We start from the raw sequence: 22,814 nt of genomic DNA, 5'->3' as shown, positions 1-22,814 counted from the left end.
CTGTTGACGCTCGGCGTGCTGCTCGCCTCGGGTCTCGCCGTACTGCCGCCGCTGCTGCCATGACCCCGCGCTACCGTCTCGGCTTCAGGCCGGACATCGAAGGGCTGCGAGCGGTCGCCGTCCTGGCCGTGCTCGCCTTCCACGCGACCGTGCCCGGCATGGCCGGGGGGTTCGCCGGGGTTGACGTGTTCTTCGTCATCTCCGGGTTCCTGATCACCGGTCTGCTGCTGCGCGACGTCTCGGCGCGGGGCCGTTTCTCGCTTGCCGAGTTCTACGCCAGGCGGGCCAGGCGCATCCTGCCCGCCGCCGGGGTCGTGCTGCTCGCCACGACGGCGGGGGCCTGGCTGCTGCTGCCCCCGCTGCGCGGCACCGACGTCGCCGGTGACGTGGTCGCCGCCGCCCTGTACCTCGCCAACTGGCGTTTCGTGGCGGGGCAGACCGACTACCTGGCCGCGGCACGGGACCCGAGCCCGCTGCTGCACTACTGGTCGCTGGCCGTCGAGGAGCAGTTCTACCTGCTGTGGGCGCCGCTGCTGCTGGTCCTGGTGCTGGTCGCGCGCCGTCTCGGCCGCAGCCCCCTGCCCGCGGTCGCGGTAGCCGTCGTGGCGCTGACCGGCGTCTCGTTCGCACTCTCCCTGTGGTGGACCGGCACCAGCGCCCCGCTGGCCTACCTGTCCTCCCCCTCCCGCGCCTGGCAGTTCGGCGTGGGTGCCCTGGCCGCGCTGCTCACGCCGTACGGCCAGCTTCCCGGTGCCCGTCCCGGCGGCGGCGAGGGCCGCCGGGACGCTCCGCGTTTCTCCCTGCGGGTCGCCTCGGGGGCACTCGGACTGGCGGGGGCCGCCGCGATCGCCTGGTCGGTCGTGGCGCTCGGTCCGCAGACCCCCTACCCGGGGACGGCCGCCCTGGTTCCCACGCTCGGCACGGCGGCGGTCATCATGTTCCGCTCCCCGGTCTCGGCGGCGCTGTCCTGGGCGCCGGTACGGCTCGCGGGGCGCCTGTCGTTCTCCTGGTACCTGTGGCACTGGCCGGTCCTGGTCCTCACCGAGGCCGTGCTGGGTGAACAGTCATGGCCGGTACGGCTGGCGCTGGTGCTGGCCTGCGCGCTTCCCGCCGCCCTGACGCTGAGGCTGGTCGAACGGCCGCTGCGGATGTCGCGGGTCGTGGCCGCGCTGCCCCGGCACGGCCTGGCCCTGGGCACCAGCGCGATGGCCGTCCCCGTCGCCGCGGCCCTGCTGCTCAACGGCGGGATCGTGCAGGGCGCCACGACCACCACGGCCACCGTGGCGCGGTCGGCGGAGGCTCCCGGCGCACCCGGTACGGCGCTGCGCCCGACGCCCGCGCAGGCCAGGACCGACTTCCCCAAGTCTCAGGGCTGCGAGATCGCGCTGACCGCGACGACGAGCCCGCCGTGCCTGTTCGGGAACCCGGCCTCCAAGGACAGGGTCGTCCTCATCGGCGACTCCCACGCGGGCCAGTGGTTCGCCGCCGCGGAGCGCGTCGCCGTACGGAGAGGATGGGCCCTTGAGGTCCTCACCAAGCCCGGCTGCCCGCTGCCCAGGCTCACGGTCGTCGATCCCCGGCTGGGCAGGGAGTACCGCGAGTGCGACGCCTGGCGGGAGTACGCGCTGAAGCGGCTGGCCGCCGAGTCCCCGCCCCGGCTGGTCCTGGTGGCCTCGCTCAACGCCTACACCACCGACAGGGCCGCGCTGACCCGTGCCTGGGACGCGACTCTCACCCCGCTGTCGCGGCTCGGCGCCTCGCTGGTCTACCTGCGTGACACGCCGCTGCCCGGCAAGGACGTGCCCGCCTGCCTGTCCGGTGCTCCCGTCCCGAGCTGCGCGTTCCCGCGCGCCGCGGGGCTGCGTCCCGACCCGCTGGCCGAGCAGATCGCCGCCGGGGACCGGCCCGGGGTCCGCCTGCTGGACGTGACGCCGCTGCTGTGCCCCCCTGGGCCGGACACCTGCCCCGCGGCGCTCGACGGCATCGTGCTCTACCGCGACGACGCGCACATCACCGACACGCTCGCGGTACGGCTCGCCCCCCGGCTCGAACAGGATCTGGAGGACCTCGACTTGATCCCCACGGTGCTGTGAGGCCCGCCGCCCGGGTGCTCCTCGCCCTGATCGTCCTCCTGGCCGGGTGCTCGGGGCCCGGCCAGGAGGCGCGCTGGACCGAGATCTTCCGTGACGACTTCTCCGGGGCCGCCGGGTCCCCGCTGCCCTCGGGGTGGCTGCACGACCTCGGCACCTGCTACCCCGGCTGCCCCGCCCCCCGGTGGGGCACCGGGGAGATCGAGACCATGACCGACTCGACGGAGAACGTCTCCCTCGACGGCGCGGGGAACCTGGCCATCACCCCCCTGCTGCGCGAGGGCGCCTGGACGTCCGGCCGGGTCGAGACCACCCGCTCCGACTTCAGGCCCCCGCCGGGGGGTGTGCTGCGGGTCGAGGCCAGGATCCAGCTGCCCGCGGTGACCCCCTCGGACGGCGCGGGCTACTGGCCCGCGTTCTGGATGCTCGGCGCCCCGCTGCGCGACGGCTACACCGGCTGGCCCGCCATCGGCGAGATCGACGTGGTCGAGGCGGTCAACGGCCGCCCTGCGGTCATGGCCGCCATGCACTGCGGGGTGATGCCGGGCGGGCCGTGCGGCGAGCCGTCCGGCATCGGCTCCGGCGAGCGGCCCTGCCCGACCTGTCACGGGAGCTTCCACCGCTACGCCGTCGAGATCTCCGAGAAGGAGATCCGCTGGTATCTCGACGACACCCCGGTCCTGACCGTCGCCGCCGCCCGGATGGACCAGCAGACCTGGCGCAGGGCGACGGCCCACGGCTTCTTCCTGATCCTGAACGTCGCCATCGGCGGCGGCCTCCCCGAAGCCCTCGGCGGCGGCCCAACCCCAACCACCCTCCCGGGCCGCCCCATGCTCATCGACTACGTCTCGGTCAAAACCAAACCCCTAACCCATCCTCTTTAGGATCTCGGCGACCACCGCGGCGCGTTGGGGCTGGAGGTAGAAGTGGCCGCCGGGCAGGATCGTCAGGGAGAAGCCCGAGGTCGTGCGGGCCTGCCACTCCTTGGCCTGGAGCGGGGTGACCACCGGGTCGGCGTCGCCGACGATGACGGAGACGGGGGTGCGCAGCGCGGGCCCCGGGGTGTGGCGGTAGTCCTCGATCAGGCGGAAGTCGGCCCTGATGTAGGGGAAGACGATCTCCCGCATCGTCGGGTGGGAGAGGATCTCCAGTTCTGTACCGCCGAGTTTGGTCAGCTCGGCCAGGAAGGTCTCGTCGTCGAAGGAGGAGATCTCCCGCCTGCGTCTCGGCTCGTGCGGCGCGGCGCTTCCCGAGACGAACAGCCGGACGGGGCCGCTTCCCCTGGCTTCGAGCACCCTGGTGACCTCGTAGGCGATCGTCGCGCCCATGCTGTGCCCGAACAGCACGACGTCCCGGTCGAGCAGGGGCTGGATCTCCTCGACCACGTGGCCGACGATCTCGTGGATGTCGGCGGGCATGGGGTCGCCGAACCGGTCCGCCCTGCCCGGGAGCTGCACGCCGTACGGCTCGACGGATCCGGGGAGCAGGTCGGGCCAGTCGCGGTAGGCGGTGACCGAACCGCCCGCGTGCGCGAAGCAGATGAGCCGCGTGGTGGCCCTCGGCCTGGGCTTGAGGGGACGCAGCCAGGTCATGTCGGTTCCTTCCGGTGCTGTGAACCCGATCCTGTGGACTCGGGGGGTCCCTTCAATGATCGCCTCCCGGGTACGGCGCACGCGAGGGGGATGGCCACATGTGCCGTCCTCGGATGGCCGGGACGGGACACCGCGGGTACGCCGGGATTCCGGGGTGACGGGTGGGGAAACAGTGTTGTGCGGGTCGCGCATTTCCTGTCCTGCCGGTGCCTCCGCGCTTCAGATCTTGCTCTGTTAGGCTTACCTTGCTTAACGTCTGAGCAACTGTTCAAGTGTTGATGAGGCGGATCTCGGGATGGGTCACGGACACGGCCATGGGCATGGCCACGGGCACGGGCACGGGCATGGACACGGGGCGAACTCCGACCGCCGCTACCTGGTCGCGGCGCTCGCGCTGCTGACGGCCTTCATGGCGGCCGAGGTCGTGGTCGGCGTCATCGCCAACTCCATCGCGCTGATCTCGGACGCGGGGCACATGCTCACCGACGCGGCCTCCATCGCGCTGGCCCTGGTGGCGATGGGCATGGCGGCCAGGCCCGCGAGCGGCGCCTACACCTTCGGCTGGAAGCGCGCCGAGATCCTCTCCGCCGCGATCAACGGGCTGACGTTCGTGGCGCTCGTCGTCTACTTCGTCTACGAGGGCGTCCGGCGGCTCCTGCACCCGCCGGAGGTGACGGGGACGCTGGTCCTGGGCACGGCGCTGGTCGGCATCGCGGTCAACGCCACGGCGGCCTGGCTCATCGCCAGGGCCGACCGGAGCAGCCTCAACGTCGAGGGCGCCTTCCAGCACATCCTCAACGACATGTACGCCTTCGTCGCGACCGCGGTCGCCGGGGCGATCGTCTGGCTCACCGGCTGGAGCAGGGCGGACGCCATCGCCGCCCTGGTCGTCGCGGCCCTGATGGGCAAGGCGGCGTACGGCCTGCTGCGCGACGCCGGGCGCATCCTGTTCGAGGCGGCGCCCCACGGCGCTCCTCCCGCCGAGGTGAACGCGGCCATCGCCGCCCACGCCGAGGTGACCAGGGTGGACGACCTGCACGTGTGGACCGTGACCAGCGGGCTGTCCGCGCTGTCGGCGCACGTGACCGTCGCCCCCGGCGGCGACTGCCACCGGGTCCGCCGCGAGCTGGCCGACCTGCTGCACGAGCGCTTCCACATCGACCACAGCACGCTGCAGGTCGACCACGTCCCGGGCAACGCCTGCCGGATCGCCGCGGGCCGCCAGAGATCGGCCTGACCGGGGTCACCCGAGGCAGGCCTCGAAGACCTTCGTGAGCCGCGCGACCACGGCCTCCCTGCCCTCCTCGTCGAACACCCCGGGGCCGAAGAGCTGACGCAGCGTCCCCGCGCCCGCGATGAGCGCGGTCGCGGCGGTCGCCCCGAGGGCGGCGTCCTCACCGGGCAGGCGCGCGGCCAGCGGCTCCAGGATCGCCGAACGGACCCGGTCGGCGACGATCCCGTGGATCTCCGGGCAGACCGTCGAGCGGCTGAGCGTCGCCAGCACCGGCCCCTCCTCCCGGGAGCCGAGCAGGTCGGCGACGTACTCGGCCAGGCGCCGCGGCAACTGCCCGCGCGGCACGTCGAGCACCCCGGGGAACCGTCCCCGTACGGCCAGCACCTCGGCGAACAGGTCCCGCTTCGTGCCGAAGTAGCGGTTGATCAGGGCGATGTTGACCCCCGCCTCGGCGGAGATGAGCCGCATCGTCACCTGGTCGTAGCCGAGTTCGGCGAACAGACGACGAGCGGCGTCCAGGATGCGGCACCTTGTGCCTTCCCTGTCACGACGCCGTATCTCGTCCACTTTTCCATTCCTTCCAGATTTGACGGGTAAACAAGCGTCTACTAACTTCATGTGTATCGTACATACATTGGGGGATGGTCCATGCTGACCGAACAACAGGTCCAGGCCGAGGCGGCACCGAGGTTCACCCACAGACAGGTGCTGGAGATCCTGGCTGGCCTGATGCTCGCCATGCTGACGTCGATGATCTCGACCTCCGTGGTGGGCACCGCGCTGCCGACGATCGTCGGCACGCTCGGCGGTCAGGAGCAGCTCGCCTGGGTGGCGAGCGCGACGCTGCTGACCATGACGGCCTCGACCCCCCTGTGGGGCAAGCTGTCGGACCTGTACGGCCGCAAGCTCATGTTCCAGGCCGCCCTGCTCGTCTTCGTGCTCTCCTCGGTGGCCGCTGGCTTCTCCCAGGACATGGGCCAGCTCATCGCGGCCAGGGCCGTGCAGGGCATCGGCGCCGGTGGCCTGGCGGCGCTGCCGCAGATCATCCTCGGTGACGTGGTCGAGCCCAGGGAGCGGGGGCGCTACTCCGGCTACATCGGCGCGGTCTTCGGCGTCTCGACAGTCGCCGGGCCGCTCATCGGTGGATTCGTCGTGGACAACATGTCCTGGCGCTGGACATTCTGGATCTGCGTGCCGCTGGCCGTCGTCGCCTTCTTCGTCATCCAGAAGGTGCTCAAGCTGCCGCCGTCCCACCGGCAGGCCAGGGTCGACTGGTGGGGCGCGACCTTCATCACCGGCGGCACGACCGCGCTGATGCTGCTGCTGTCCCTGGGCGGCAAGGAGTTCGCCTGGAGCTCGGGCTGGACCTACGGGCTCGGCGCGCTGAGTCTGGTGCTGTTCGGCCTGGCCGTCGTCGCCGAACGCGCGGCGTCCGACCCGATCCTGCCCCCGCACCTGTTCCGCAACCGCACCTTCGTGCTCACCTGCCTGGCCTCGCTGCTGGTCGGCGCCGCGATGTTCGGCGCACTGATGTTCCTGCCGCAGTACCTGCAGATCGTCAAGGGCATGAGCCCGACCGCCTCCGGCCTGATGACGCTGCCCATGGTGCTCGGCCTGCTGGCCTCCTCCATCGTGACCGGCCGCTTCGTCACCAGGACCGGCCGCTGGAAGGCCTTCCCCGTGGCGGGCATGCTGCTGGTCGGCCTCGGCCTGTTCCTGCTCTCCCGGCTGCACGTGGACAGCTCACTGGCGGTCGTCGGCGTCGACATCACAGTCCTCGGCGTCGGGCTCGGCGCCTCCATGCAGATCCTGATCCTGGCCGCGCAGAACGCCGTCACCCGCGCCGACATGGCCTCGACCACCTCCGGCGTGACGTTCTTCCGCTCCCTCGGCGGCGCGGTCGGCGTGGCCGCGTTCGGCGCGATCCTGTCCAACCGGCTCACCTCGGAGCTGGTCTCCCTGGCCAGGGCCGCGCACCTGCCCCTGACCGGGGGCGCGACGCCGAGCCTGGGCTCCCCCGCCGCCATCCACCACCTGCCCGCCCCGGTGCTCGACGTGATCCTGGAGGCCTTCACCCGGGCCATCAACACCGTCTTCCTGGTCGGGGTGCCGATCGCCGTACTGGCCGCGCTGGCGGCACTGATGCTCAAGGAGCTGCCGCTGCGCTCCGCGCGCAGCGCCCCCACCGACGCGAGCTGACGGAACACGAAGAAGGAGGGGGCGGGACATCCCGCTCCCTCCTCTGTGTGGAGTGCCTCTGTGTGGAGTGCCTCAGACCGTGGCCAGGGCCGCCTCGGACTCCAGCACCGCGGCGACGGCGTTGACGACCGCGGCGATCCTGATGGCCTCCTGGATCTGCTCGCGGGGCAGCCCCGCCTTGCGCAGCACCTGCTCGTGGGACTCCAGGCAGCGGCCGCAGCCGCCGATCGCGGAGACCGCGAGCGACCAGAGCTCGAAGTCGACCTTGTCCACACCGGGGTTGCCGATGATGGTCATGCGGAGCTTGGCGGGCATGGTCGCGTAGGTCTCGTCACCGATCAGGTGCATCGACCGGTAGTAGACGTTGTTCATCGCCATGATGGCCGCGGCGCCCTTGGCCGCCCTGAACGCCTCCGCCGACAGGTTGTCCGCCGCCTCGGCCGCGATCTCGGCGATCACGCGCTGCGACCTCGTCGCCGCCGCGCAGGCGAGCAGCGTCCCCCAGAGCTGCTGCTCGCCGAGCGAGGAGGTCGTGACGAGCGAGCCCAGGTTGAGCTTGACGTCCTTGGCGTAGTCGGGCAGGGCGCCCTTGAGGTTGTCGACGGACATCAGACGCCGGCCAGCAGCTTCTTCGCGTCCAGCCCGGACTCGCCCTTGTTCCAGTTGCAGGGGCACAGCTCGTCCGACTGGAGGGCGTCGAGGACCCGCAGGACCTCCTTGACGTTGCGGCCGACGGAACCGGCGGTCACCATGACGAACTGGATCTCGTTGTTCTGGTCGACGATGAAGGTGGCGCGCTGGGCGACACCGTCGGAGCCGAGGATGCCCAGCGCCGACGACAGCTCGCGCTTGACGTCGGACAGCATCGGGAAGGGCAGGTCGCGCAGGTCGGGGTGGTCCTTGCGCCAGGCGTGGTGGACGAACTCGGAGTCCACGGAGAAGCCCAGGACCTGGGCGTCGCGGTCGGCGAACTCACCCTCCAGACGGCCGAACTCGGCGATCTCGGTCGGGCAGACGAAGGTGAAGTCCTTGGGCCAGGCGAAGTAGACCTTCCACTTGCCCTCGTAGGACTTGTGGTCGATCTGGGCGAACGCGTTGTCCGCGTCCAGGGAGACACAGGCGGTCAGCTCGAACTCAGGGAAGCGGTCACCGATGGTGAGCAAGTCCGGATCTCCTTCACAGGGGACGTCGTTGTCGGAGCCAACATTGCCGCACCTAGCATTGATTCGAGAAATCGAGCAGTCGAACGAATCTGACAGGTGATCCTTATCAGTGAGCCAACCCCCACCATCGCTCAACTGCGGGCATTCCTCGCGGTCGCCGATCATCTGCACTTCAGGGAGGCGGCCTCCGCGCTGCGGATGAGCCAGCCCGCGCTGTCGAGCGCCGTCTCCGCCCTTGAGGAGACCCTGCACACCCGGTTACTGGAACGGACCACCAGGAAGGTCCTGCTGACCCCCTCCGGAGAGCGGGTCGCGGTGCACGCGGCGCGGGTGCTCAGGGCGGTCGAGGACCTCATGGGCGAGGTCGCCCAGAACAGGGAGCCGTTCAACGGCCCCGCGCACCTGGGGGTGATCCCCACGGTCGCCCCCTACGTGCTGCCCGCGCTGCTGCCGATGTTCGCGCGGCGCTTCCCCCGGCTCAAGCTGACCGTGCACGAGGCCAAGACCGAGACCATCCTGGAGGAGGTGCGCGAGGGCCGTCTCGACATGGTGCTGCTGGCGCTGCCGACCGAGGTGGCCGGGCTGGTCGAGGAGCCCCTCTACGAGGAGGACTTCCTGCTCGCCTTCTCCCCCGGCCACCCCCTGGCCGAGACGGACACCCCGCTCGGCCGCGAGGCGCTCAAGGGGCTGGACATCGTGCTGCTCAACCAGGGCCACTGCCTGCGTGAACAGGCCATCGACGTATGCCGCGAGGTCGGCGCGCGGGCGACGGCCGCCACCTACGCCACCAGCCTGCCGACCCTGGTCCAGCTCGTCGCGGGCGGTCTCGGGGTGACCCTGCTGCCCGAGTCCGCGGTCCCGGTCGAGACGGGCAAGAGGGTACGGCTGGCGCTGCGCCGCTTCGCCGACCCGGCCCCCGGCAGGACCATCGGCCTGGCCTACCGGGCCAGCTCGGCCAGGTCCGCCGAGTACGCCATGCTCGCCAGGGCCGTCCGCTCCGCGCTGCGCGCCAAACGCCTGCCGGTCAGGATCGTCGGCTGAGAGCCGAGAGCCGGGCGACGGCCTCGTCGATGACCGCCTCCTTCTTGCAGAAGGCGAAGCGGACGAAGTGGCTGCCGCGTTCGGGGTGGGCGTAGAAGACCTGGGTGGGGATGGCCACCACCCCCGCCAGTTCGGGCAGCTCGCGGGCCAGGGCGAGGCCGTCGGTGAAGCCGAGGGGGCGGATGTCGGTCTGCACGAAGTAGGTGCCCGCGGGGCGGTAGACCTCGAAGCCTGCCGCCGCGAGCCCGGCCGTCAGGCGGTCGCGCTTGGCCTCAAGGTCCGCCCGCTGCCGGGAGACCCACTCCATCTCGTGGCGCAGGCCGTGGGCGACGGCAAGCTGCCAGGGCGCGGAGGCGGTGAAGGTGAGGAACTGCTTGACGGTCTGTACGGCGCGCACGAACGGGGCCGGGCCGCACACCCAGCCGGTCTTCCAGCCGGTGACCGAGAACGTCTTGCCCGCCGAGGAGATCATCACCGTGCGCTCGCGCATGCCGGGCAGGGTGGCCAGCGGGATGTGCTCGACGCCGTCGAAGGTGAGGTGCTCGTAGACCTCGTCGGTGACGGCCACCAGGTCGCGCTCCCGGCACAGCTCGGCGATCTCGTCGAGCTCGGCGCGGGTGAAGACGGTCCCCGTCGGGTTGTGCGGTGAGTTGACCAGGATCGCCCTGGTGCGCGGGCCGACGGCGGCGCGCAGCTCGGCGGGGTCGAAGGTGAAGCGTCCCTCGACCGGCCGCAGGGTGACCGGGCGCAGCACGGCCCCGGCCAGGGCGATGGCCGCGGCGTAGGAGTCGTAGTAGGGCTCGAAGGCGATCACCTCGTCACCCGGCTCGCACAGCGCCAGGACCGAGGCCGCGATCGCCTCGGTGGCGCCGACGGTGACCAGGATCTCGCCGTCGGGGTCGTAGTCGAGGCCGTAGGAGGCCTTGCGGTGCTCGGAGACGGCCTGGCGCAGGTCGGGGACGCCGGGCCCCGGGGGGTACTGGTTGGCCCCCTCCCTGATCGCCGTGGCCGCGCGCTCCAGCATCGCGGCGGGCCCGTCGGTGTCGGGGAAGCCCTGTCCCAGGTTGATCGCACCGGTCCGTGCGGCGAGCGCCGACATCTCGGTGAAGATCGTCGTGCCGAACGCGCGCATCCGCGCCACCAGGGGATCGTTCACACGGCAACAGTAGCCTCGGCCGTCCGGCAGATCGAGTGCCGGGCCGTCACCCAGATTTGTATGGGCTTGCCGTCTTATGACGGAGGTCGTCTAGGCGAGACCGCTTGTGCGGTGATACGTCTGTTTCCTGTGACCCATACGGCTCCCGCCCAAGGAACGTCGGGAAGGCTTCACGAGCTGGACGCGCTGCGCGGGTTCGCGGTGTGCGGGATCATGCTCGTCAACACCTGGCAGCACGTCCGTGAGCGCGTGCCGACCGCCCAGCGCGGCGCGCTCGACTGGGCCGTGGAGAACCTGGCGCAGAGCCGCTTCTACCCGATCTTCTCGGTGCTGTTCGGGGTGAGCCTCGTCCTGTTCCTCGGCTCGGCCGCCGGGCGCGCGGAACACCCCCGGCTGGTGCTGCTGCGCAGGCTGGCCGTGCTGGGGGCCGTCGGCCTGCTCCACCAGACGGTCAACCCCGGCGAGGTGCTCCTGCCGTACGCCATATTCGGGGCGCTGGTGCTGCTGCCCGCCTCGTTCCTGCCGCGCCGGGCCGTGCTGCTGCTCGGGATCGTCGTGACGGTGTGGGGGGTGCGCGAGGGGGGCGGGGTCATCCTCATCCCGGGGCTGTTCCTGCTGGGCATGGCGGCGATGGAGTACGAGCCGCCCGGGTGGCTGGTCGCGCCCGTCTTCGCGGTGAGCACGGCGCTGGCCGTCGTGCTCGGTTACCTGTGGGTCAGCCGCCTGCTGTACTTCCGCGGCCTCTACGCGACGGCCGGGCTGGCCGCCGCCACCGCCTACTGCACGGGGCTGCTGCTCCTCCTGCGGGGCAGGTCGCGCGGGCCGCTGCTGGCGGTCCTGGCGCCGCTGGGCAGGATGGCGCTGACGAACTACCTGACGAGCACGCTGGCCATCCTGGCGGCGCTGCCGCTGCTGACCGCGGACCCGACCAGGATCACGGTGGTCGCGCTGACGCTCGCCGTACTGGCCGCGCAGGTGCTGTTCAGCAGGGCGTGGCTGCGCTGGCACCGCTACGGCCCGCTGGAATGGGCGTGGCGATGCCTGACATGGATGGAACGGGTGCCCAACCGCCGGATAGGGTCGAGGGTGTGACGCGTATCGCACTGTGCCAGATCCCGGTGTCCGAGGACCCCGTCGTCAACCTGTCCCGCGCCCGCGAGGCGCTGCGGGCCGCCGCGGAGGACGGCGCCGAGCTGGCGATCCTCCCCGAGGCCACCCTCACCCGGTACGGCAGGCGGATCACCGATCTGGCCGAGCCGCTGGACGGGCCGTTCGTCACCGGGCTCGCCGAGACCGCGAAGGAGACCGGCCTGGCGGTGGTCGCCGGGGTGTTCGAGACCGGGGAGGAGCCGGGGGGCCGGGTGCACAACACCGCCGTGGCCCTCGACGGGACGGGCACGCTCGTTGCCGTCTACCGGAAGATCCACCTGTTCGACTCCTTCGGCGCCACGGAGTCGGAGCTGGTCGTGCCCGGGGAGGAGCCGGTGGTCGTCGAGCTGGCCGGGCTGCGGGTCGGCCTGGTCACCTGCTACGACATCCGCTTCCCCGAGCTGTTCAGGGAGCTGGTCGACCGGGGGGCCGACGTGTTCGCGGTGATCGCCGCCTGGGGCTCTGGGCCGATGAAGGAGGAGCACTGGGCGACCCTCGTGCGGGCCCGCGCGATCGAGAACACCACCTGGGTCGCGGCCGTCGGGCAGGCGCCGAACCCCGAGGCCGCCGACGGCTTCGGGATCGGCAGGAGCATGCTCATCGATCCGATGGGCGTCGTCCACACCGACCTGGGGCCCGCGCCCTCGGTGCGGACCTGCGTGCTCGACCCACAGATCACGATTGCCACCCGGAATGCCCTGCCCTGCCTGGAACACCGGCGACTTCAGGTCGGCAGATCGTAAAATGCGACCGTGAGTGAGCCACCTGGGCGTAGAACGCAGATGCAGAAGGTCATTCCGCCCCGCCTGCTCGTGCCCTATCTCGCGGGCAGGCGGAGCGTCATCTCGGGATACGTCTACCGCGTGCAGGACTGCGCCCGCCTGACCACGCCCGCCCAGCTCTTCGCGGGCCTCGACCTGGCCTTCGAGGGCTCCGAGCTGACCGCGACCGTGCCCGAGCTCTACTTGATGCGATGGTTCGCCCGCGACGTCGACTCCTACGCGGTGCCGTACGGCCCGCACATGGGGGGTGACTGGAACGACGTTCCCCCGTTCGCGGGCAACGGCTTCACCACCTCGCGCGAGCACGTCGTGCCGCAGTTCCACACCACACCCGTCCCGATCCCCGCGGGAGCAGAGATCATCCACGTGACACCCGGCGAGGAGCGCCTGTTCGGCCGTTACGACGGTCTCGCCTGGCGGCGGGCCTCGTGAGCGGCGCGATCGAGCCGGTCGCCTCCGGCTTCCTGGCCCGCTACGGCGAGCGGACCCACGTGGCGGCGCTCGGCCCCGGCGACTCCGAGGTCGTGCTGTTCGACGAGCAGGCCCGGCCGGGTTTCGAGCGCGGCTCCGGCTACTGGCGGGCCGTGGTGCCCCGCGAGGAGCTCGAATGGCTGGTGCTGGTCCGCACGGTCGGCGCCTTCGGCGGTGAGCCCTGCCTGGTCCTCGACGTCTCCGAGGAGAACGGCGAGGAGAGCCTGCACATCGCCTACACCGGCCACAGCGGCCTGAAGGCGGAGGCGCTCGGCTACTGGATGGTCGACCACGGCGCCTACGAGGTCGTCGTGCCCCGCGAGGAGGTCTTCTCCATCCGCGTGGAGCGCGTCCCGCTGCCCCTCGTCCCGGCCCCCGCGGAGTCGGAGCCGTGATGCCTCACCGTCTCCCGAGCGCCCGGTAGCGCGCCAGGCGGGCGGTGATCCGGTCGACCGGGGCCGTGCGCAGCAGTCCGGCGATCTCGTGTTCCAGGGCGTGCGCGACCCTGCGGGAGAAGGCCTCGGGCTCGTAGGCGGCGTCGGGCAGTTCGGGGACGATCCGGTCGACGATGCCGTCGTGCCGCAGGTCCGTCGACTTCACCCGCTGCGCGGCCGCGGTCTCCGGGGCGAAGTCGACGCTCCGGTACAGCAGCGCGGAGGCCCCCTCCGGCGGCAGCGGCGACAGCCAGGCGTGCTGGGCGCACAGCACCCGGTCGGCGGGCAGCAGCGCCAGGGCGGCGCCGCCCGCGCCCTCGCCGAGCAGCAGGCAGACCGTCGGCGCCTCCAGCGTGACCAGGTCGGCCAGGCAGCGGGCGATCTCCGCGGCCAGGCCGCCCTCCTCCGCCGCCTTGGACAGCGCGGCCCCCGGCGTGTCGACCACCGTGACCAGCGGCAGGCCCAGTTCGGCCGCCAGGCGCATCCCCCGCCTGGCGACCCGCAGCCCGGCCGGGCCGAAGGGGGTCGTGACCCGCCTGCGCCCCCGGTCCTGGCCGAGGACGACGGCCGGGGCATCGCCGAACATGGCCAGGGCCATGAGCAGGCCGGGGTCCGCCTCCCCCTCGCCGCTGCCGTTGAGCGGGGTGACGTCACGGGCGCCGTGCGCGAGCAGTTCGCGCACCCCGGGGCGGTCGTCCCTGCGGGAGCGGGTGACCGCGTCCCACGCCTGGACCGGGGGGACGCGCTCGTCGGGCTCCGGTCCGCCCCGCCGTACCTCACGGGGGGCGCACAGCACGGACAGGACCCGTACGGCGAGCAGCCTGGCCTCGTGAGCGGGGACTACCGCGTCGAGCAGGCCGTGGGCCAGGAGGTTCTCGGCGACCTGGACGCCCTCGGGGAACGGGTAGCCGTGCAGCGACTCGAAGATCCTGGGGCCGAGGAAGCCGATCAGGGCGCCGGGCTCGGCCATGGTGACGTGCCCCAGCGACCCCCACGAGGCGAAGACGCCGCCGGTGGTCGGATGGCGCAGATAGACGACGTACGGCAGGCCCGCGGCGCGGTGCGCGGCGACCGCGGCGGTGATCTTCACCATCTGCGTGAAGGCAAGCGCGCCCTCCTGCATGCGGGTGCCACCCGAGGCGGGGGCGGCCAGCAGCGGGAGCCGTTCGGCGGTGGCCCGCTCGATCGCGGCGGTGAGCCGTTCGGCGGCGGCGACCCCGATCGACCCGGCGAGGAAGGAGAACTCGCAGGCGACGAGGGCGACCCTGCGGCCGTCGAGCAGCCCCTCCCCCGTGACGACCGACTCGTCGTAGCCGGTCCTGGCGCGGGCCTGGGCGAGCTCCTCGGCGTAGCCGGAGCCCGGGGGCGCGGGATCGACGGGCGGCTCGTCCCACGACCGCCACGTCCCCGGGTCGAGGAAGGCGTCGATCAGCGCGCGGGCGTCGGGGCGCACGGGGCTCATGCCCTGGCTCTCTGGCCGGCACGCGACGAGTACGGGTGAGGCGTCGTCATCCTTCACGTTCCTCCAGCCACGCGAGGACCTCGTCGTTGTGCTCGCCGAGGGCGGGCGGGGCGCTGTGCCGTACGGGTGGATCGCCGTCGAAGCGCAGCGGCGGGCCGGGAAGCTCGATGGTGCCCAGCACCGGGTGGTCCACCTCGACGACAAGGCCCTGGGAGCGGGTCTGCTCCCAGGCGTAGACCTCGTCGATCGTCCTGATCGCCCCGGCGGGCACCCCGATCCCGGCGAACGCGGCCAGCCAGTGGGCGCGGTCGTGCCCGGCCAGCGCGTGTTCGAGGTCGGCGATCAGGCGGGGGCGGTGCGCGAAACGCTCCCTGTTCGTCGCGTACTCCGGTGTCTGAGGGTCGAGGCCGAGCAGCTCGGCGACCCTGCGCCACTGCGCGTCGTTGGCCACCGCGATCTGGATCATGCCGTCGGCGCAGCGGAAGGCGCCGTAGGGGGCGATGGAGGCGTGGTGGTTGCCGCCCGCCCCGGGCACCTGGCCGCCGACCGTCCAGGCCGTGCCGTGGTAGGAGTGCACGCCGGTCACCGCGGCCAGCAGCGAGGTCCGCACGACCTTGCCCCGCCCGGTCCGCTCCCGCTCGTAGAGCGCGGCGACCACGCCGTAGGCGCCGTGGATGCCGCCGAGCAGGTCGGCGATGGAGGCTCCCACCCGGTACGGCTCGGCGGGCGAGGGACCGGTCAGGCTCATCAGGCCCGCCTCCCCCTGGGCGATCTGGTCGTAGCCCGGTCTGCCGCCTTCGGGGCCGTCGTGCCCGAAGCCGGTGATGGACAGCACGACCAGGCGGGGGTTGAGCTCGTGCAGCCGCTCGACGCCGAAGCCGAGACGGTCCAGGACGCCGGTGCGGAAGTTCTCGACCAGGACGTCGCTCTGCCGTACCAGACGCTCGATGAGGGCCTTGCCCTCGTCCGTCTTCAGATCGACGGTGATGGAGCGTTTGTTGCGGTTGGCCGCGAGGAAATAGGTGGAGATGTCGTGACCGGGACCGACGAAGGGCGGTCCCCAGCTCCGGGACTCGTCGCCCGACCCCGGCTGCTCCACCTTGATCACCCGGGCGCCGAGGTCTCCCAGCATCTGCGCCGCGTGCGGTCCCGCCAGCGCGCGGGAGAGGTCGAGCACGACGATGTCGCCGAGGGCTCCCTGCAAGATCAACCTCCATTGGTGGTCGCCGAGCCTAGCCGAACCGGACCGGGAAAGGGGCGTCCCCCGCCACCCAGCGAAGATCTTCCCAGCTCTCCGCCCGGCCCCTCCACTCGGCCCGGGGCCATCATGGAGGACATGGACGAGATCGTCTCCTTCGAGGAGCTCGCGGAAACGGTCCTGCGGCTTCCCCCCTCGTGCGGGCCCGTCCGTCTCGTCACGGTGGACGGCCCGGCCGGGTCGGGCAAGACGACCTTCGCCCGGCGGCTCGGCACGGCGCTCGGGGCGCAGGTCGTCTCCAGCGACGACTTCCCGGTGCCGTGGGACGAGGTGCCCAGGGAGTGGTTCCGGCTGGTCGAGGAGCAGGTGCTCGGCCCGCTCGCCGCGGGTGAGCCGGGCGGCTACCGGCGCTACGACTGGGCCGGGGGCGGCTACGCGGAGCGGGTCGAGGTCCCGGTCGCGCCCGCGCTGGTCCTTGAGGGGGTGAGTACGGCCCGCCGTACGGCCCCGGCGGCCCTGGCGGTGTGGGTGTACGCGCCCGCGCCGGTCCGAAAGGCCCGGGTGCTGGCCAGGGACGGCGAGCACCTGGCCGAGCAGTGGCTGAGCTGGCGGCGGGCCGAGGAGACGTGGTTCGTCACCGACGACACCCGCGCCAGGGCCGACCTGCTGGTCGAGGGCTCCCTGGTCCCCGGGGAGTTCGTCAGGGTTCAGGGACGTGCCTGAACCGTCACGGGCGTCGCCGTGCAGGGAGCGCCGTCGCAGACGTCCACGACCACGCCGTCCCGCAGGAAGTGGGCCTTCTGCACCCGGGCCTCGGGGTCGTTGCGCGGGTCGTGGTGGGGGTCCCTGCCGTAGGCGGAGCCGAGCGGCGGCGCGTTGGTCCGCGGCGGGGTGACGGCCCCGCTGTCCCAGACGACGAGCGCGGACCCGGCGAACGGACGCGGGGGCAGCGCCCTGATGCCCCAGTAGGGGGTGACGTCGGGGTCGCGGCCCGCGGCGACGGCGGGCTGGTGGACGCGCGCCCCGATCGTCCGCGCCTCGACCTGGGCGGTCACCGTCGAGACCTGGTGGTCGCCGTAGGCGACGTGCAGCAGCACCCGGTGCCTGGGCGAGCCGGGCAGCGGGTCGTCGGTCAGGTGCTGGGCGTAGCCGTCGGTCTCGCCCCGGTCCCAGAGCACCTGCATCAGCGCGAAGCAGACCTGCTGGGTCAGCCGGTCGGGGTAGGCGTCGTCCAGGATCCGCTGGAACGGCTGGAAGGCGACGCTGCGGTTGAGCAGGGTGCTGTAGTTCATGCCCGTCACCCCGAGCACGGCGTTGCGCACGTCAGGGGAGACCGCGACCAGCGCGCCGCCCGCGATGCCGCCCTGGCTGTTGCCGTCGTAGGCGAGCCCGGCCCGCCGGTCGAGCAGCGGGACGCCCCGGTCGTTCCTGAACGCTTTGTCGCCGGTGAACCCGTCCCTGCCGACCATGGCGCGGCCGAGCAGGACGAAGTTCAGCAGGCTCTGCTGCAGCCGGTCGGGGACCGTGCCGAAGGCCGACAGGTCGCGGAACACGCCCATCACGTGCGGGACGTCCTCCTCGGACATGCCGATCCACGCGGTGGCGCAGAAGACGAAGCCCTGCTGCCCGGCCATCGCCCGCACGTCTCGGGAGCGCACCTCGGCCGCCCTGCCGAGCAGGCCGTGGCCGTACAGGGCGGGGGTGGCGGGGCTGGTGAAGGCCGAGCGCGGGATCACGCACTGGTAGCGCGTGCGCAGCGTGTCGCCGAGCGGGCGCGGCCTGCCGTCCTGGTCCCGGTTGAGCCTGGCCCCGGGGGGCGCGCCCGGTTTGTCGAGGTAGTTCGGGACCTGGATCTCCCCGGTGACCTCGCGGGCGATGTCGGGGTCCTGGGCCTCGGTGAGGTCGGTGACGGTCTCGACGGTGAAGCGCGGCGCGGCCCCCTTCAGGGCGCGCAGCGCCTGGTCGCGCATGCTCAGCACGGAACCCGACAAGCCCCGCTGGCTGGCCACAGTGAAGTCCCAGGCGAGATAGAGGCCCCGCCCCTCGACCCCGGCCGTCGCGAGGTCGGCGAGAGTCCTGCGCAGCGCGCGCTGACGTCCGGCGAGCGGGTCCTTGGGCGGGAGGTCCGCCCCGGTGAGCCTGGTGAAGGTCTCCGGCGCCCGCAGGGTCAGCCCTTCCGCGTCCTTCAGGCCGCGCAGCGCGACGGCGTAGCGGTGGCCCTCGGTGAGGTTCCTCGCCGGTCTGACGATCAGCGCCCGCCGCGCCGGATCGGTCGCGCCCGCGTCGAGCTCCGCCCAGTACGGCCAGCGCTCCCCGGTGACGGTGTCCACGATCACGATGGGGGCGTCGCGCCGCAGGGACCACCCGAGGTCGGTGACGGGCGCGGCCCCGGTCCTGGCGAGGTCGAGTCCCGGCACGTGGGCCAGCAGCATGGACCCCGGCGAGAAACCGTCCGCGGTGTTCCACGCCGCCGGGTCCACGGGGACCCCACCCTTGTTGCGGGGCATGGCGTCGGCGGACAGCGCGACCCGCAGGCCGGTCGGGGTGCGGGCGTTCACGGTGAACCAGTCGTTGGGGAAGGGCAGCAGGCACTCGGGTCCCGCGACCGGGTCGCATCCGGCGGGCTGCGCCGAGGAGGGAGCCGGGATCGAGTCGGACGGCGGAGCGGGAGCCATGACGGGCAGCACGGGTCTGGGCCCCATCGCCGAGACCACGGCCAGCACGAGACTCACCACCATCGCGCGCGGACGCATGCCTGTGCCTCCCTGGGCCTCGCCGGTGCCGGATACCGGTGACTAGCGCAGCAGACCGCAGGAAAGGGCGCCCGTCAATGGGTGATCGCCGAATGGATTCAGAGTGATATGCCCCGTAGATGCCCGTCGTCGTTGAAGACCTCGGACCGTGAACCACGCCAGATCGAGACCGAGGCGTTCGTGACCGGCGCGAACGCGGCCACCGAGACCAGCGGGACCTCCTCGATCACGTGTTTGAGCATCAGCACGATCGCGTCGTGCGCGACGACCAGCACCCGGCGCCCCGCGCACTCGGCGCGCATGTCGCCGACCACCGCGCGCACCCGGTCCGCGACGTCGGAGAAACACTCGCCACCGGGAGGGCGGTAGCCGTACTCGGCGCGCAGCAGCGCCGCCGCCTCCTCGGGGAAGCGCTGCCTGATGGCGGCCAGGTTCATCCCCGCCAGCTCGCCCATCAGCCGGTCGCCGAGCCTGGCGTCCGTCCGCGTCTCGGGGACGCTCTCCAGCTCGGCGGCGGCCAGCTCCCAGGTCTGCACGGCCCGCGTGTACGGCGAGCACCACACGACCTCGGGCTCGGGCTCCCGCGCCAGGCGCCTGCCGAGCGCGCTGGCCTGCCGCCTGCCCAGCGGGGTGAGGAGGACGTCCTCGTCAGCGCCGGTCAGGGCGACGGCCATCCCGGCCGCCGTGGCCCTGGCGTGGGCCTCGTTGGACTCGCTCTGGCCGTGCCGTACGGCGGTGATCGTCGAGGGCATGTCCTCATGCAACCTTGCCGGGAGCGTCCGCGCAAGGGCGGCTGCTAACGTCCGGTCGCATGGACGACGGCGTGTACGTGGGCAACGCGGGTGAGGACGCGGCACTGGACCGGGGGTGGCTCCTCGGGCACTTCAAGGAGGCGGGCGACCCACGGCACAGCGAGGACGTGGAGATCAAGTGGGGGGTTCACCCGCCCGGCGACCGGCGGGAGCACTGGGTGCGGGGCGAGGAGCGCACGGCGCTGCTGGTGCTCGTCAGCGGCCGGTTCCGCGTCGAGCTGCCCGGCCGCAGCGTCCTGCTCGAACGCCAGGGTGACTACGTCGTGTGGGGCAAGGGGGTCGACCACTCCTGGGTCGCGGAGGAGGAGTCGGTGGTGCTGACGGTCAGGTGGCCGTCCGTGCCCGGCTACGCGGTCACGCAGCGCTGACCGGGCACGGCCGTACCCCGGCGACCTCAGCGGCGGCGGGGGCCCATGGTCGAGCCGATCACCGAGTCCGCGTCGTGGGCGTGCACCTTGGCGGCGAGCCGGATGGCCATCTCGCTCGTACGGCGAAGCTCGGCCTCGACCCTGTCCTTGCCCGACTGGCCGACCTGGACGCCGAAGTAGGCGCCGATGATCGCGCCGGAGACGCCGACGAGCCCGGCGAACAGGGCCGTCGAGTCGCCGCCGCGCATGGCGACCACCACGAAGGCGATCAGGATGACGACCAGGCCCGTCACCACGACGTAGAACCCGTAGCGCCAGCGGGCCGCCTCGGCCTTGGCGGCCACGGCCTCGTCCTCGGTCATCATCGCCGCGAGCGCGACGGGAATCTCGACGGTCTCCCCGGTCGGAGCCACCGGGGGCACCGCGGCGGAGGTCACCGCGGGCGCCTTCCCGATGGGTGGGGCGGAGTTCTTGGTGGTCGTCACGGGTTCTCCCACTTCTTGATAGAGCCTCAACGAATCTCCCACGCTTTGCGCAATCAAGCCAATCCAGGGGGTTGGCGCGGGATCCGACTTTCCTACCAGCGCACCGCGCCCCCAAACACCCGTGCGGAAACCACTAAGCTGGCCGCCTGTGACCGAACCGTCCGCGCTCTCCGCCGTCCCCACAGGAAACAGGGACGGGGTGCTCCGCTTCTACTTCGGCCCGATGGACTGCGGCAAGTCCACCCTGGCCCTGCAGATGAACTACAACCATCGCCGTCAGGGCAGGCACGGGCTGGTGCTGACCAAGCACGACCGCTCCGGTGACGCCCGGGTGACGAGCAGGATCGGCCTGGGCAGCGAGGCCGTCGAGGTGGAGGACGACCTCGACCTGGTCGCGCTGGTGCGCGGACACCGGCGCGTCGACTACGTCATCTGCGACGAGGCGTGCTTCTACACGGTCGAGCAGATCGAGCAGTTGGCCGACCTCACCGACGACTTCGGCATCGACGTCTACGCCTTCGGCCTGGCCTCGGACTTCCGGTCACAGATGTTCCCCGCCGCCCAGCGCCTGTTCGAGCTGGCCGACGAGATCAACCGGCTGCAGGTCGAGGTGCTGTGCTGGTGCGGCAGGCCGGGGCGTCTGAACGCCCGCGTGGTCGGCGGCAAGCTGGTGCGCACCGGGGAGCAGGTGGTCATCGGCGACACGGGTGAGGCCGCCATCCGCTACCAGGTGCTCTGCCGCCGCCACTACCGCGCGGGCGATCTCGGCGACGTCAGATAGCGCAGTGGCCGTCGTCGCAGGCCTCTCCCTTTGTGCCGGTCTTCTCCGCGACCTCGTCGAGGGCGGCGAGCAGGGTGTCCTCCGGCTGGGCGCCGGAGACGGCGAACTGGCCCTCGAACAGGAACAGCGGAACCGAGGAGACGCCGAGGGCGCGGGCCCTGGACAGCTCCTGGCGCACCTGCTCCGTCCCGTCGGAACCGCCGAGATCGACCTTGACGTCCAGGTCGGCGGCGATCGTGGCCAGGACCTCGCGGGAGCCGACGTCGAGGCCGTCGGTGAAGTGGGCGGCGAACAGCCGGTACAGCGCCTCCTCGCCCCTGCCCTGCTCACCGGCGACCTGGATGAGCCGGTGCGCGTCGAGGGTGTTGGCGTGGACGGCGCGGTCGAAGCGCATCTGGAGGCCGTCCTGGGCGGCGACCTGGGTCACGTGGCCGAACATCTGCCGCGCGCGCTCCTCGCCGCCGAACTTGGCCGCGGCCCAGGTGAGCAGGGGGGACCCGGTGGACTCCGCGTCCGGCGCGAGCTGGAAGGGCCGTAGCCCGACCTCGACCTCGCCTCCCCTGGCGCGGTAGCGCTCGACGGCGCGGGCGAAACGCGTATGACCGATGTAACACCAGGGACAGACCACGTCCGAGTAGATTTCAACCTTCACAGAAGGCTCCAACCAGGACGAAGCCCCACTGATTCCGGAAGGGAGTCAGGGGGCCGAGGTGATGTCCTCAAGGCGGGCGGCGAGACGTTCCCCGTCCCCCTCGGCCAGCGCGACGGCGGCACGCCACCAGGCGAACCACTCGCCGCTGCGCCACATCCAGTCGACCCGCTCGATGGCGGCGACCACGTCGCCCCTGTCGCGCCAGGCCGTACCGACGTCCTCGGTGTGGACGCCGTGGCGCAGCGCCCAGGCGCGCAGGACCTCGGCGGCGGCGGGATCGACCGGCCGCGCGTAGGGGTCGGGGTCCTCACCGGCGAGCCGGTGCGGGCCGAGGCCCGCGGCCACGCCCCAGCTCCACTGCGCCTCCGCGGGGCGGGAGTAGCGCAGCGAGTGGAAGTCGAGGTTGGAGCCGAGGGTGTCGTCGGGGCGGACGACCACGACCGCGTCGAGCCTGCCGCCGACGTCGAAGGAGACCAGGACCCGTTCGCCGGGCCGTGCTCCCCCGGGCAGTTCGACGCGGTCCTCCGCCTGCCAGGAGTTGAGGTCGGTCGCCGCCAGGGGGCGGCCCCACTGCTCGTCGGCGGCGTCGTCGGCGATCCAGGCGGCGAGCATCTCCAGCACGGTCAGGTCGGTCCACGGGTCGATCGCGGTCGCGGTGCGCAGCACCTCGTCCGGGGAGGGCAGTTTCTCCCCCCTCGACCGTGACCACCATCCCTCGCCGAGGTCGCGGGTGCCGACCAGCAGCGCGGCGAGCGCCGCCAGCTCGGCCGACCTCCGGGTGAGCGGGACCCCTCTGGCGAGGTCCGCGCAGAGCGTGACCCGCTCCGCGCCGAGCACGGCCCGCGCCTCGCCGAGCAGGGTCACGGCGTCGGGTTGTCCGTCTCCGAAAAGGTCACGAATCAGTCGTCTGGCCTCGGTTCGGGCGTCCTCCGCACGTTCCTCGCGCATACGCGTCAGATTACGCCGGGAGCCAACCCCGCGCGAGGGCCGCC

At 72.2% G+C, this 22,814-nt stretch carries 24 protein-coding genes; 12 read left to right on the top strand and 12 right to left on the bottom strand.

Annotated features, from left to right (window positions below; translation table 11 throughout):
* Nucleotides 1-59: 59 nt before the first annotated feature.
* Nucleotides 60-2,093, top strand: coding sequence for an acyltransferase family protein (locus tag FHS44_RS18065; RefSeq protein ID WP_184716084.1), 2,034 nt, complete (start codon nucleotides 60-62; stop codon nucleotides 2,091-2,093).
* Nucleotides 2,090-2,974 (top strand): glycoside hydrolase family 16 protein, encoded by an 885-nt coding sequence (locus FHS44_RS18060; protein ID WP_184716082.1) that lies wholly within the window; start codon nucleotides 2,090-2,092, stop codon nucleotides 2,972-2,974. The genes FHS44_RS18065 and FHS44_RS18060 overlap by 4 nt, the downstream gene beginning before the upstream one ends.
* Here the strand turns inward: FHS44_RS18060 and FHS44_RS18055 are convergent.
* Complete coding sequence (locus FHS44_RS18055; protein WP_184716080.1) at nucleotides 2,957-3,682, bottom strand: thioesterase II family protein; 726 nt, start codon at nucleotides 3,680-3,682, stop codon at nucleotides 2,957-2,959. The two genes, FHS44_RS18060 and FHS44_RS18055, sit on opposite strands and share 18 nt — an antisense overlap.
* 295 nt (nucleotides 3,683-3,977) lie before the next feature.
* Here FHS44_RS18055 and FHS44_RS18050 point away from each other — a divergent pair, with 295 nt between their 5' ends.
* Complete coding sequence (locus FHS44_RS18050) at nucleotides 3,978-4,919, top strand: cation diffusion facilitator family transporter (protein ID WP_184716078.1); 942 nt, start codon at nucleotides 3,978-3,980, stop codon at nucleotides 4,917-4,919.
* Between the two features lie 6 nt (nucleotides 4,920-4,925).
* Here FHS44_RS18050 and FHS44_RS18045 read toward each other — a convergent pair whose 3' ends face one another.
* Nucleotides 4,926-5,483: a TetR/AcrR family transcriptional regulator gene (locus FHS44_RS18045; RefSeq protein ID WP_184716076.1), complete on the bottom strand. Its 558-nt coding sequence runs from the start codon at nucleotides 5,481-5,483 to the stop codon at nucleotides 4,926-4,928.
* Nucleotides 5,484-5,564: 81 nt separating this feature from the next.
* Between FHS44_RS18045 and FHS44_RS18040 the strand changes: the two genes are divergently transcribed.
* Entirely contained in the window at nucleotides 5,565-7,115 is a 1,551-nt protein-coding gene (locus tag FHS44_RS18040; protein ID WP_184716074.1) for an MDR family MFS transporter, read from the top strand.
* 72 nt (nucleotides 7,116-7,187) lie between these two features.
* Here the strand turns inward: FHS44_RS18040 and ahpD are convergent, their stop codons facing one another.
* Entirely contained in the window at nucleotides 7,188-7,724 is a 537-nt protein-coding gene (gene ahpD, locus FHS44_RS18035) for an alkylhydroperoxidase, AhpD family (RefSeq protein ID WP_184716072.1), read from the bottom strand.
* Nucleotides 7,724-8,278: a peroxiredoxin gene (locus tag FHS44_RS18030; protein WP_184716070.1), complete on the bottom strand. Its 555-nt coding sequence runs from the start codon at nucleotides 8,276-8,278 to the stop codon at nucleotides 7,724-7,726. Before FHS44_RS18030 ends, ahpD begins: the two co-directional genes overlap by 1 nt.
* Before the next feature lie 96 nt (nucleotides 8,279-8,374).
* Between FHS44_RS18030 and FHS44_RS18025 the strand changes: the two genes are divergently transcribed.
* Nucleotides 8,375-9,319, top strand: a complete 945-nt coding sequence (locus tag FHS44_RS18025; protein ID WP_184716068.1) for a LysR substrate-binding domain-containing protein — start codon at nucleotides 8,375-8,377, stop codon at nucleotides 9,317-9,319.
* On the opposite strand, the gene FHS44_RS18020 is transcribed toward FHS44_RS18025, so the two are convergent.
* Nucleotides 9,303-10,475, bottom strand: a complete 1,173-nt coding sequence (locus tag FHS44_RS18020; protein ID WP_184716066.1) for a pyridoxal phosphate-dependent aminotransferase — start codon at nucleotides 10,473-10,475, stop codon at nucleotides 9,303-9,305. The genes FHS44_RS18025 and FHS44_RS18020 overlap by 17 nt on opposite strands.
* Before the next feature lie 129 nt (nucleotides 10,476-10,604).
* On the opposite strand from FHS44_RS18020, the gene FHS44_RS18015 reads away from it, so the two are divergent.
* The 4 genes from FHS44_RS18015 to FHS44_RS18000 are packed head-to-tail and all read left to right on the top strand — an operon-like array spanning nucleotide 10,605 to nucleotide 13,272.
* Entirely contained in the window at nucleotides 10,605-11,567 is a 963-nt protein-coding gene (locus FHS44_RS18015) for a DUF418 domain-containing protein (RefSeq protein ID WP_312863700.1), read from the top strand.
* Nucleotides 11,564-12,367 (top strand): carbon-nitrogen hydrolase family protein, encoded by an 804-nt coding sequence (locus FHS44_RS18010; protein WP_184716062.1) that lies wholly within the window; start codon nucleotides 11,564-11,566, stop codon nucleotides 12,365-12,367. Before FHS44_RS18015 ends, FHS44_RS18010 begins: the two co-directional genes overlap by 4 nt.
* Nucleotides 12,368-12,376: 9 nt before the next feature.
* Entirely contained in the window at nucleotides 12,377-12,838 is a 462-nt protein-coding gene (locus FHS44_RS18005; RefSeq protein WP_312863699.1) for a hypothetical protein, read from the top strand.
* Nucleotides 12,835-13,272, top strand: a complete 438-nt coding sequence (locus FHS44_RS18000; protein WP_184716061.1) for a hypothetical protein — start codon at nucleotides 12,835-12,837, stop codon at nucleotides 13,270-13,272. The genes FHS44_RS18005 and FHS44_RS18000 overlap by 4 nt, the downstream gene beginning before the upstream one ends.
* 4 nt (nucleotides 13,273-13,276) lie before the next feature.
* Here FHS44_RS18000 and FHS44_RS17995 read toward each other — a convergent pair whose 3' ends face one another.
* Both FHS44_RS17995 and FHS44_RS17990 read right to left on the bottom strand, forming a co-directional pair.
* On the bottom strand, nucleotides 13,277-14,773 hold the full coding sequence (locus FHS44_RS17995) for a carboxyl transferase domain-containing protein (RefSeq protein ID WP_184716059.1): 1,497 nt from the start codon (nucleotides 14,771-14,773) through the stop codon (nucleotides 13,277-13,279).
* A 46-nt stretch (nucleotides 14,774-14,819) separates the two neighbouring features.
* The gene (locus tag FHS44_RS17990; RefSeq protein WP_184716057.1) at nucleotides 14,820-15,977 is read right to left on the bottom strand and encodes a CaiB/BaiF CoA transferase family protein; all 1,158 of its coding nucleotides are present in this window, start codon (nucleotides 15,975-15,977) and stop codon (nucleotides 14,820-14,822) included.
* 132 nt (nucleotides 15,978-16,109) lie between these two features.
* On the opposite strand from FHS44_RS17990, the gene FHS44_RS17985 reads away from it, so the two are divergent.
* Nucleotides 16,110-16,694 carry a uridine kinase family protein gene (locus FHS44_RS17985; RefSeq protein WP_184716056.1) on the top strand — a complete coding sequence of 195 codons (585 nt, stop codon included), beginning with the start codon at nucleotides 16,110-16,112 and terminating at the stop codon, nucleotides 16,692-16,694.
* Here the strand turns inward: FHS44_RS17985 and FHS44_RS17980 are convergent.
* Nucleotides 16,679-18,724, bottom strand: a complete 2,046-nt coding sequence (locus tag FHS44_RS17980; protein ID WP_184716054.1) for a hypothetical protein — start codon at nucleotides 18,722-18,724, stop codon at nucleotides 16,679-16,681. The genes FHS44_RS17985 and FHS44_RS17980 overlap by 16 nt on opposite strands.
* A gap of 98 nt (nucleotides 18,725-18,822) precedes the next feature.
* Entirely contained in the window at nucleotides 18,823-19,476 is a 654-nt protein-coding gene (locus FHS44_RS17975) for a histidine phosphatase family protein (RefSeq protein ID WP_184716052.1), read from the bottom strand.
* 59 nt (nucleotides 19,477-19,535) lie between these two features.
* On the opposite strand from FHS44_RS17975, the gene FHS44_RS17970 reads away from it, so the two are divergent.
* Complete coding sequence (locus FHS44_RS17970; RefSeq protein WP_184716050.1) at nucleotides 19,536-19,904, top strand: cupin domain-containing protein; 369 nt, start codon at nucleotides 19,536-19,538, stop codon at nucleotides 19,902-19,904.
* Nucleotides 19,905-19,930: 26 nt separating this feature from the next.
* Here the strand turns inward: FHS44_RS17970 and FHS44_RS17965 are convergent, their stop codons facing one another.
* The gene (locus FHS44_RS17965) at nucleotides 19,931-20,389 is read right to left on the bottom strand and encodes a hypothetical protein (protein ID WP_184716047.1); all 459 of its coding nucleotides are present in this window, start codon (nucleotides 20,387-20,389) and stop codon (nucleotides 19,931-19,933) included.
* 148 nt (nucleotides 20,390-20,537) lie between these two features.
* Between FHS44_RS17965 and FHS44_RS17960 the strand changes: the two genes are divergently transcribed.
* Entirely contained in the window at nucleotides 20,538-21,170 is a 633-nt protein-coding gene (locus FHS44_RS17960) for a thymidine kinase (protein WP_312863698.1), read from the top strand.
* On the opposite strand, the gene FHS44_RS17955 is transcribed toward FHS44_RS17960, so the two are convergent.
* A complete protein-coding gene (locus FHS44_RS17955) occupies nucleotides 21,163-21,822 on the bottom strand; it encodes a DsbA family oxidoreductase (protein WP_184716046.1) in 660 nt (219 codons plus the stop codon). The genes FHS44_RS17960 and FHS44_RS17955 overlap by 8 nt on opposite strands.
* A gap of 45 nt (nucleotides 21,823-21,867) precedes the next feature.
* Nucleotides 21,868-22,770, bottom strand: coding sequence for a hypothetical protein (locus tag FHS44_RS17950; protein WP_184716043.1), 903 nt, complete (start codon nucleotides 22,768-22,770; stop codon nucleotides 21,868-21,870).
* Nucleotides 22,771-22,814: the final 44 nt, after the last annotated feature.

Source organism: Streptosporangium saharense (assembly GCF_014203715.1).
Classification (GTDB): Bacteria; Actinomycetota; Actinomycetes; order Streptosporangiales; family Streptosporangiaceae; genus Streptosporangium; species Streptosporangium saharense.
Note: the sequence above shows the minus strand (reverse complement) of the source record. Positions and strands in the feature narration are given on the sequence as shown.

Bases quoted from the DNA above. Each gene is read 5' to 3' on its own strand.
- FHS44_RS18065 (WP_184716084.1), top strand. From the start codon at position 60: ATGACCCCGCGCTACCGTCTCGGCTTCAGGCCGGACATCGAAGGGCTG.
- FHS44_RS18055 (WP_184716080.1), bottom strand. From the start codon at position 3,682: ATGACCTGGCTGCGTCCCCTCAAGCCCAGGCCGAGGGCCACCACGCGG.
- FHS44_RS18050 (WP_184716078.1), top strand. From the start codon at position 3,978: ATGGGTCACGGACACGGCCATGGGCATGGCCACGGGCACGGGCACGGG.
- FHS44_RS18040 (WP_184716074.1), top strand. From the start codon at position 5,565: ATGCTGACCGAACAACAGGTCCAGGCCGAGGCGGCACCGAGGTTCACC.
- ahpD (WP_184716072.1), bottom strand. From the start codon at position 7,724: ATGTCCGTCGACAACCTCAAGGGCGCCCTGCCCGACTACGCCAAGGAC.
- FHS44_RS17995 (WP_184716059.1), bottom strand. From the start codon at position 14,773: ATGAGCCCCGTGCGCCCCGACGCCCGCGCGCTGATCGACGCCTTCCTC.
- FHS44_RS17985 (WP_184716056.1), top strand. From the start codon at position 16,110: ATGGACGAGATCGTCTCCTTCGAGGAGCTCGCGGAAACGGTCCTGCGG.
- FHS44_RS17980 (WP_184716054.1), bottom strand. From the start codon at position 18,724: ATGCGTCCGCGCGCGATGGTGGTGAGTCTCGTGCTGGCCGTGGTCTCG.
- FHS44_RS17975 (WP_184716052.1), bottom strand. From the start codon at position 19,476: ATGCCCTCGACGATCACCGCCGTACGGCACGGCCAGAGCGAGTCCAAC.
- FHS44_RS17970 (WP_184716050.1), top strand. From the start codon at position 19,536: ATGGACGACGGCGTGTACGTGGGCAACGCGGGTGAGGACGCGGCACTG.
- FHS44_RS17950 (WP_184716043.1), bottom strand. From the start codon at position 22,770: ATGCGCGAGGAACGTGCGGAGGACGCCCGAACCGAGGCCAGACGACTG.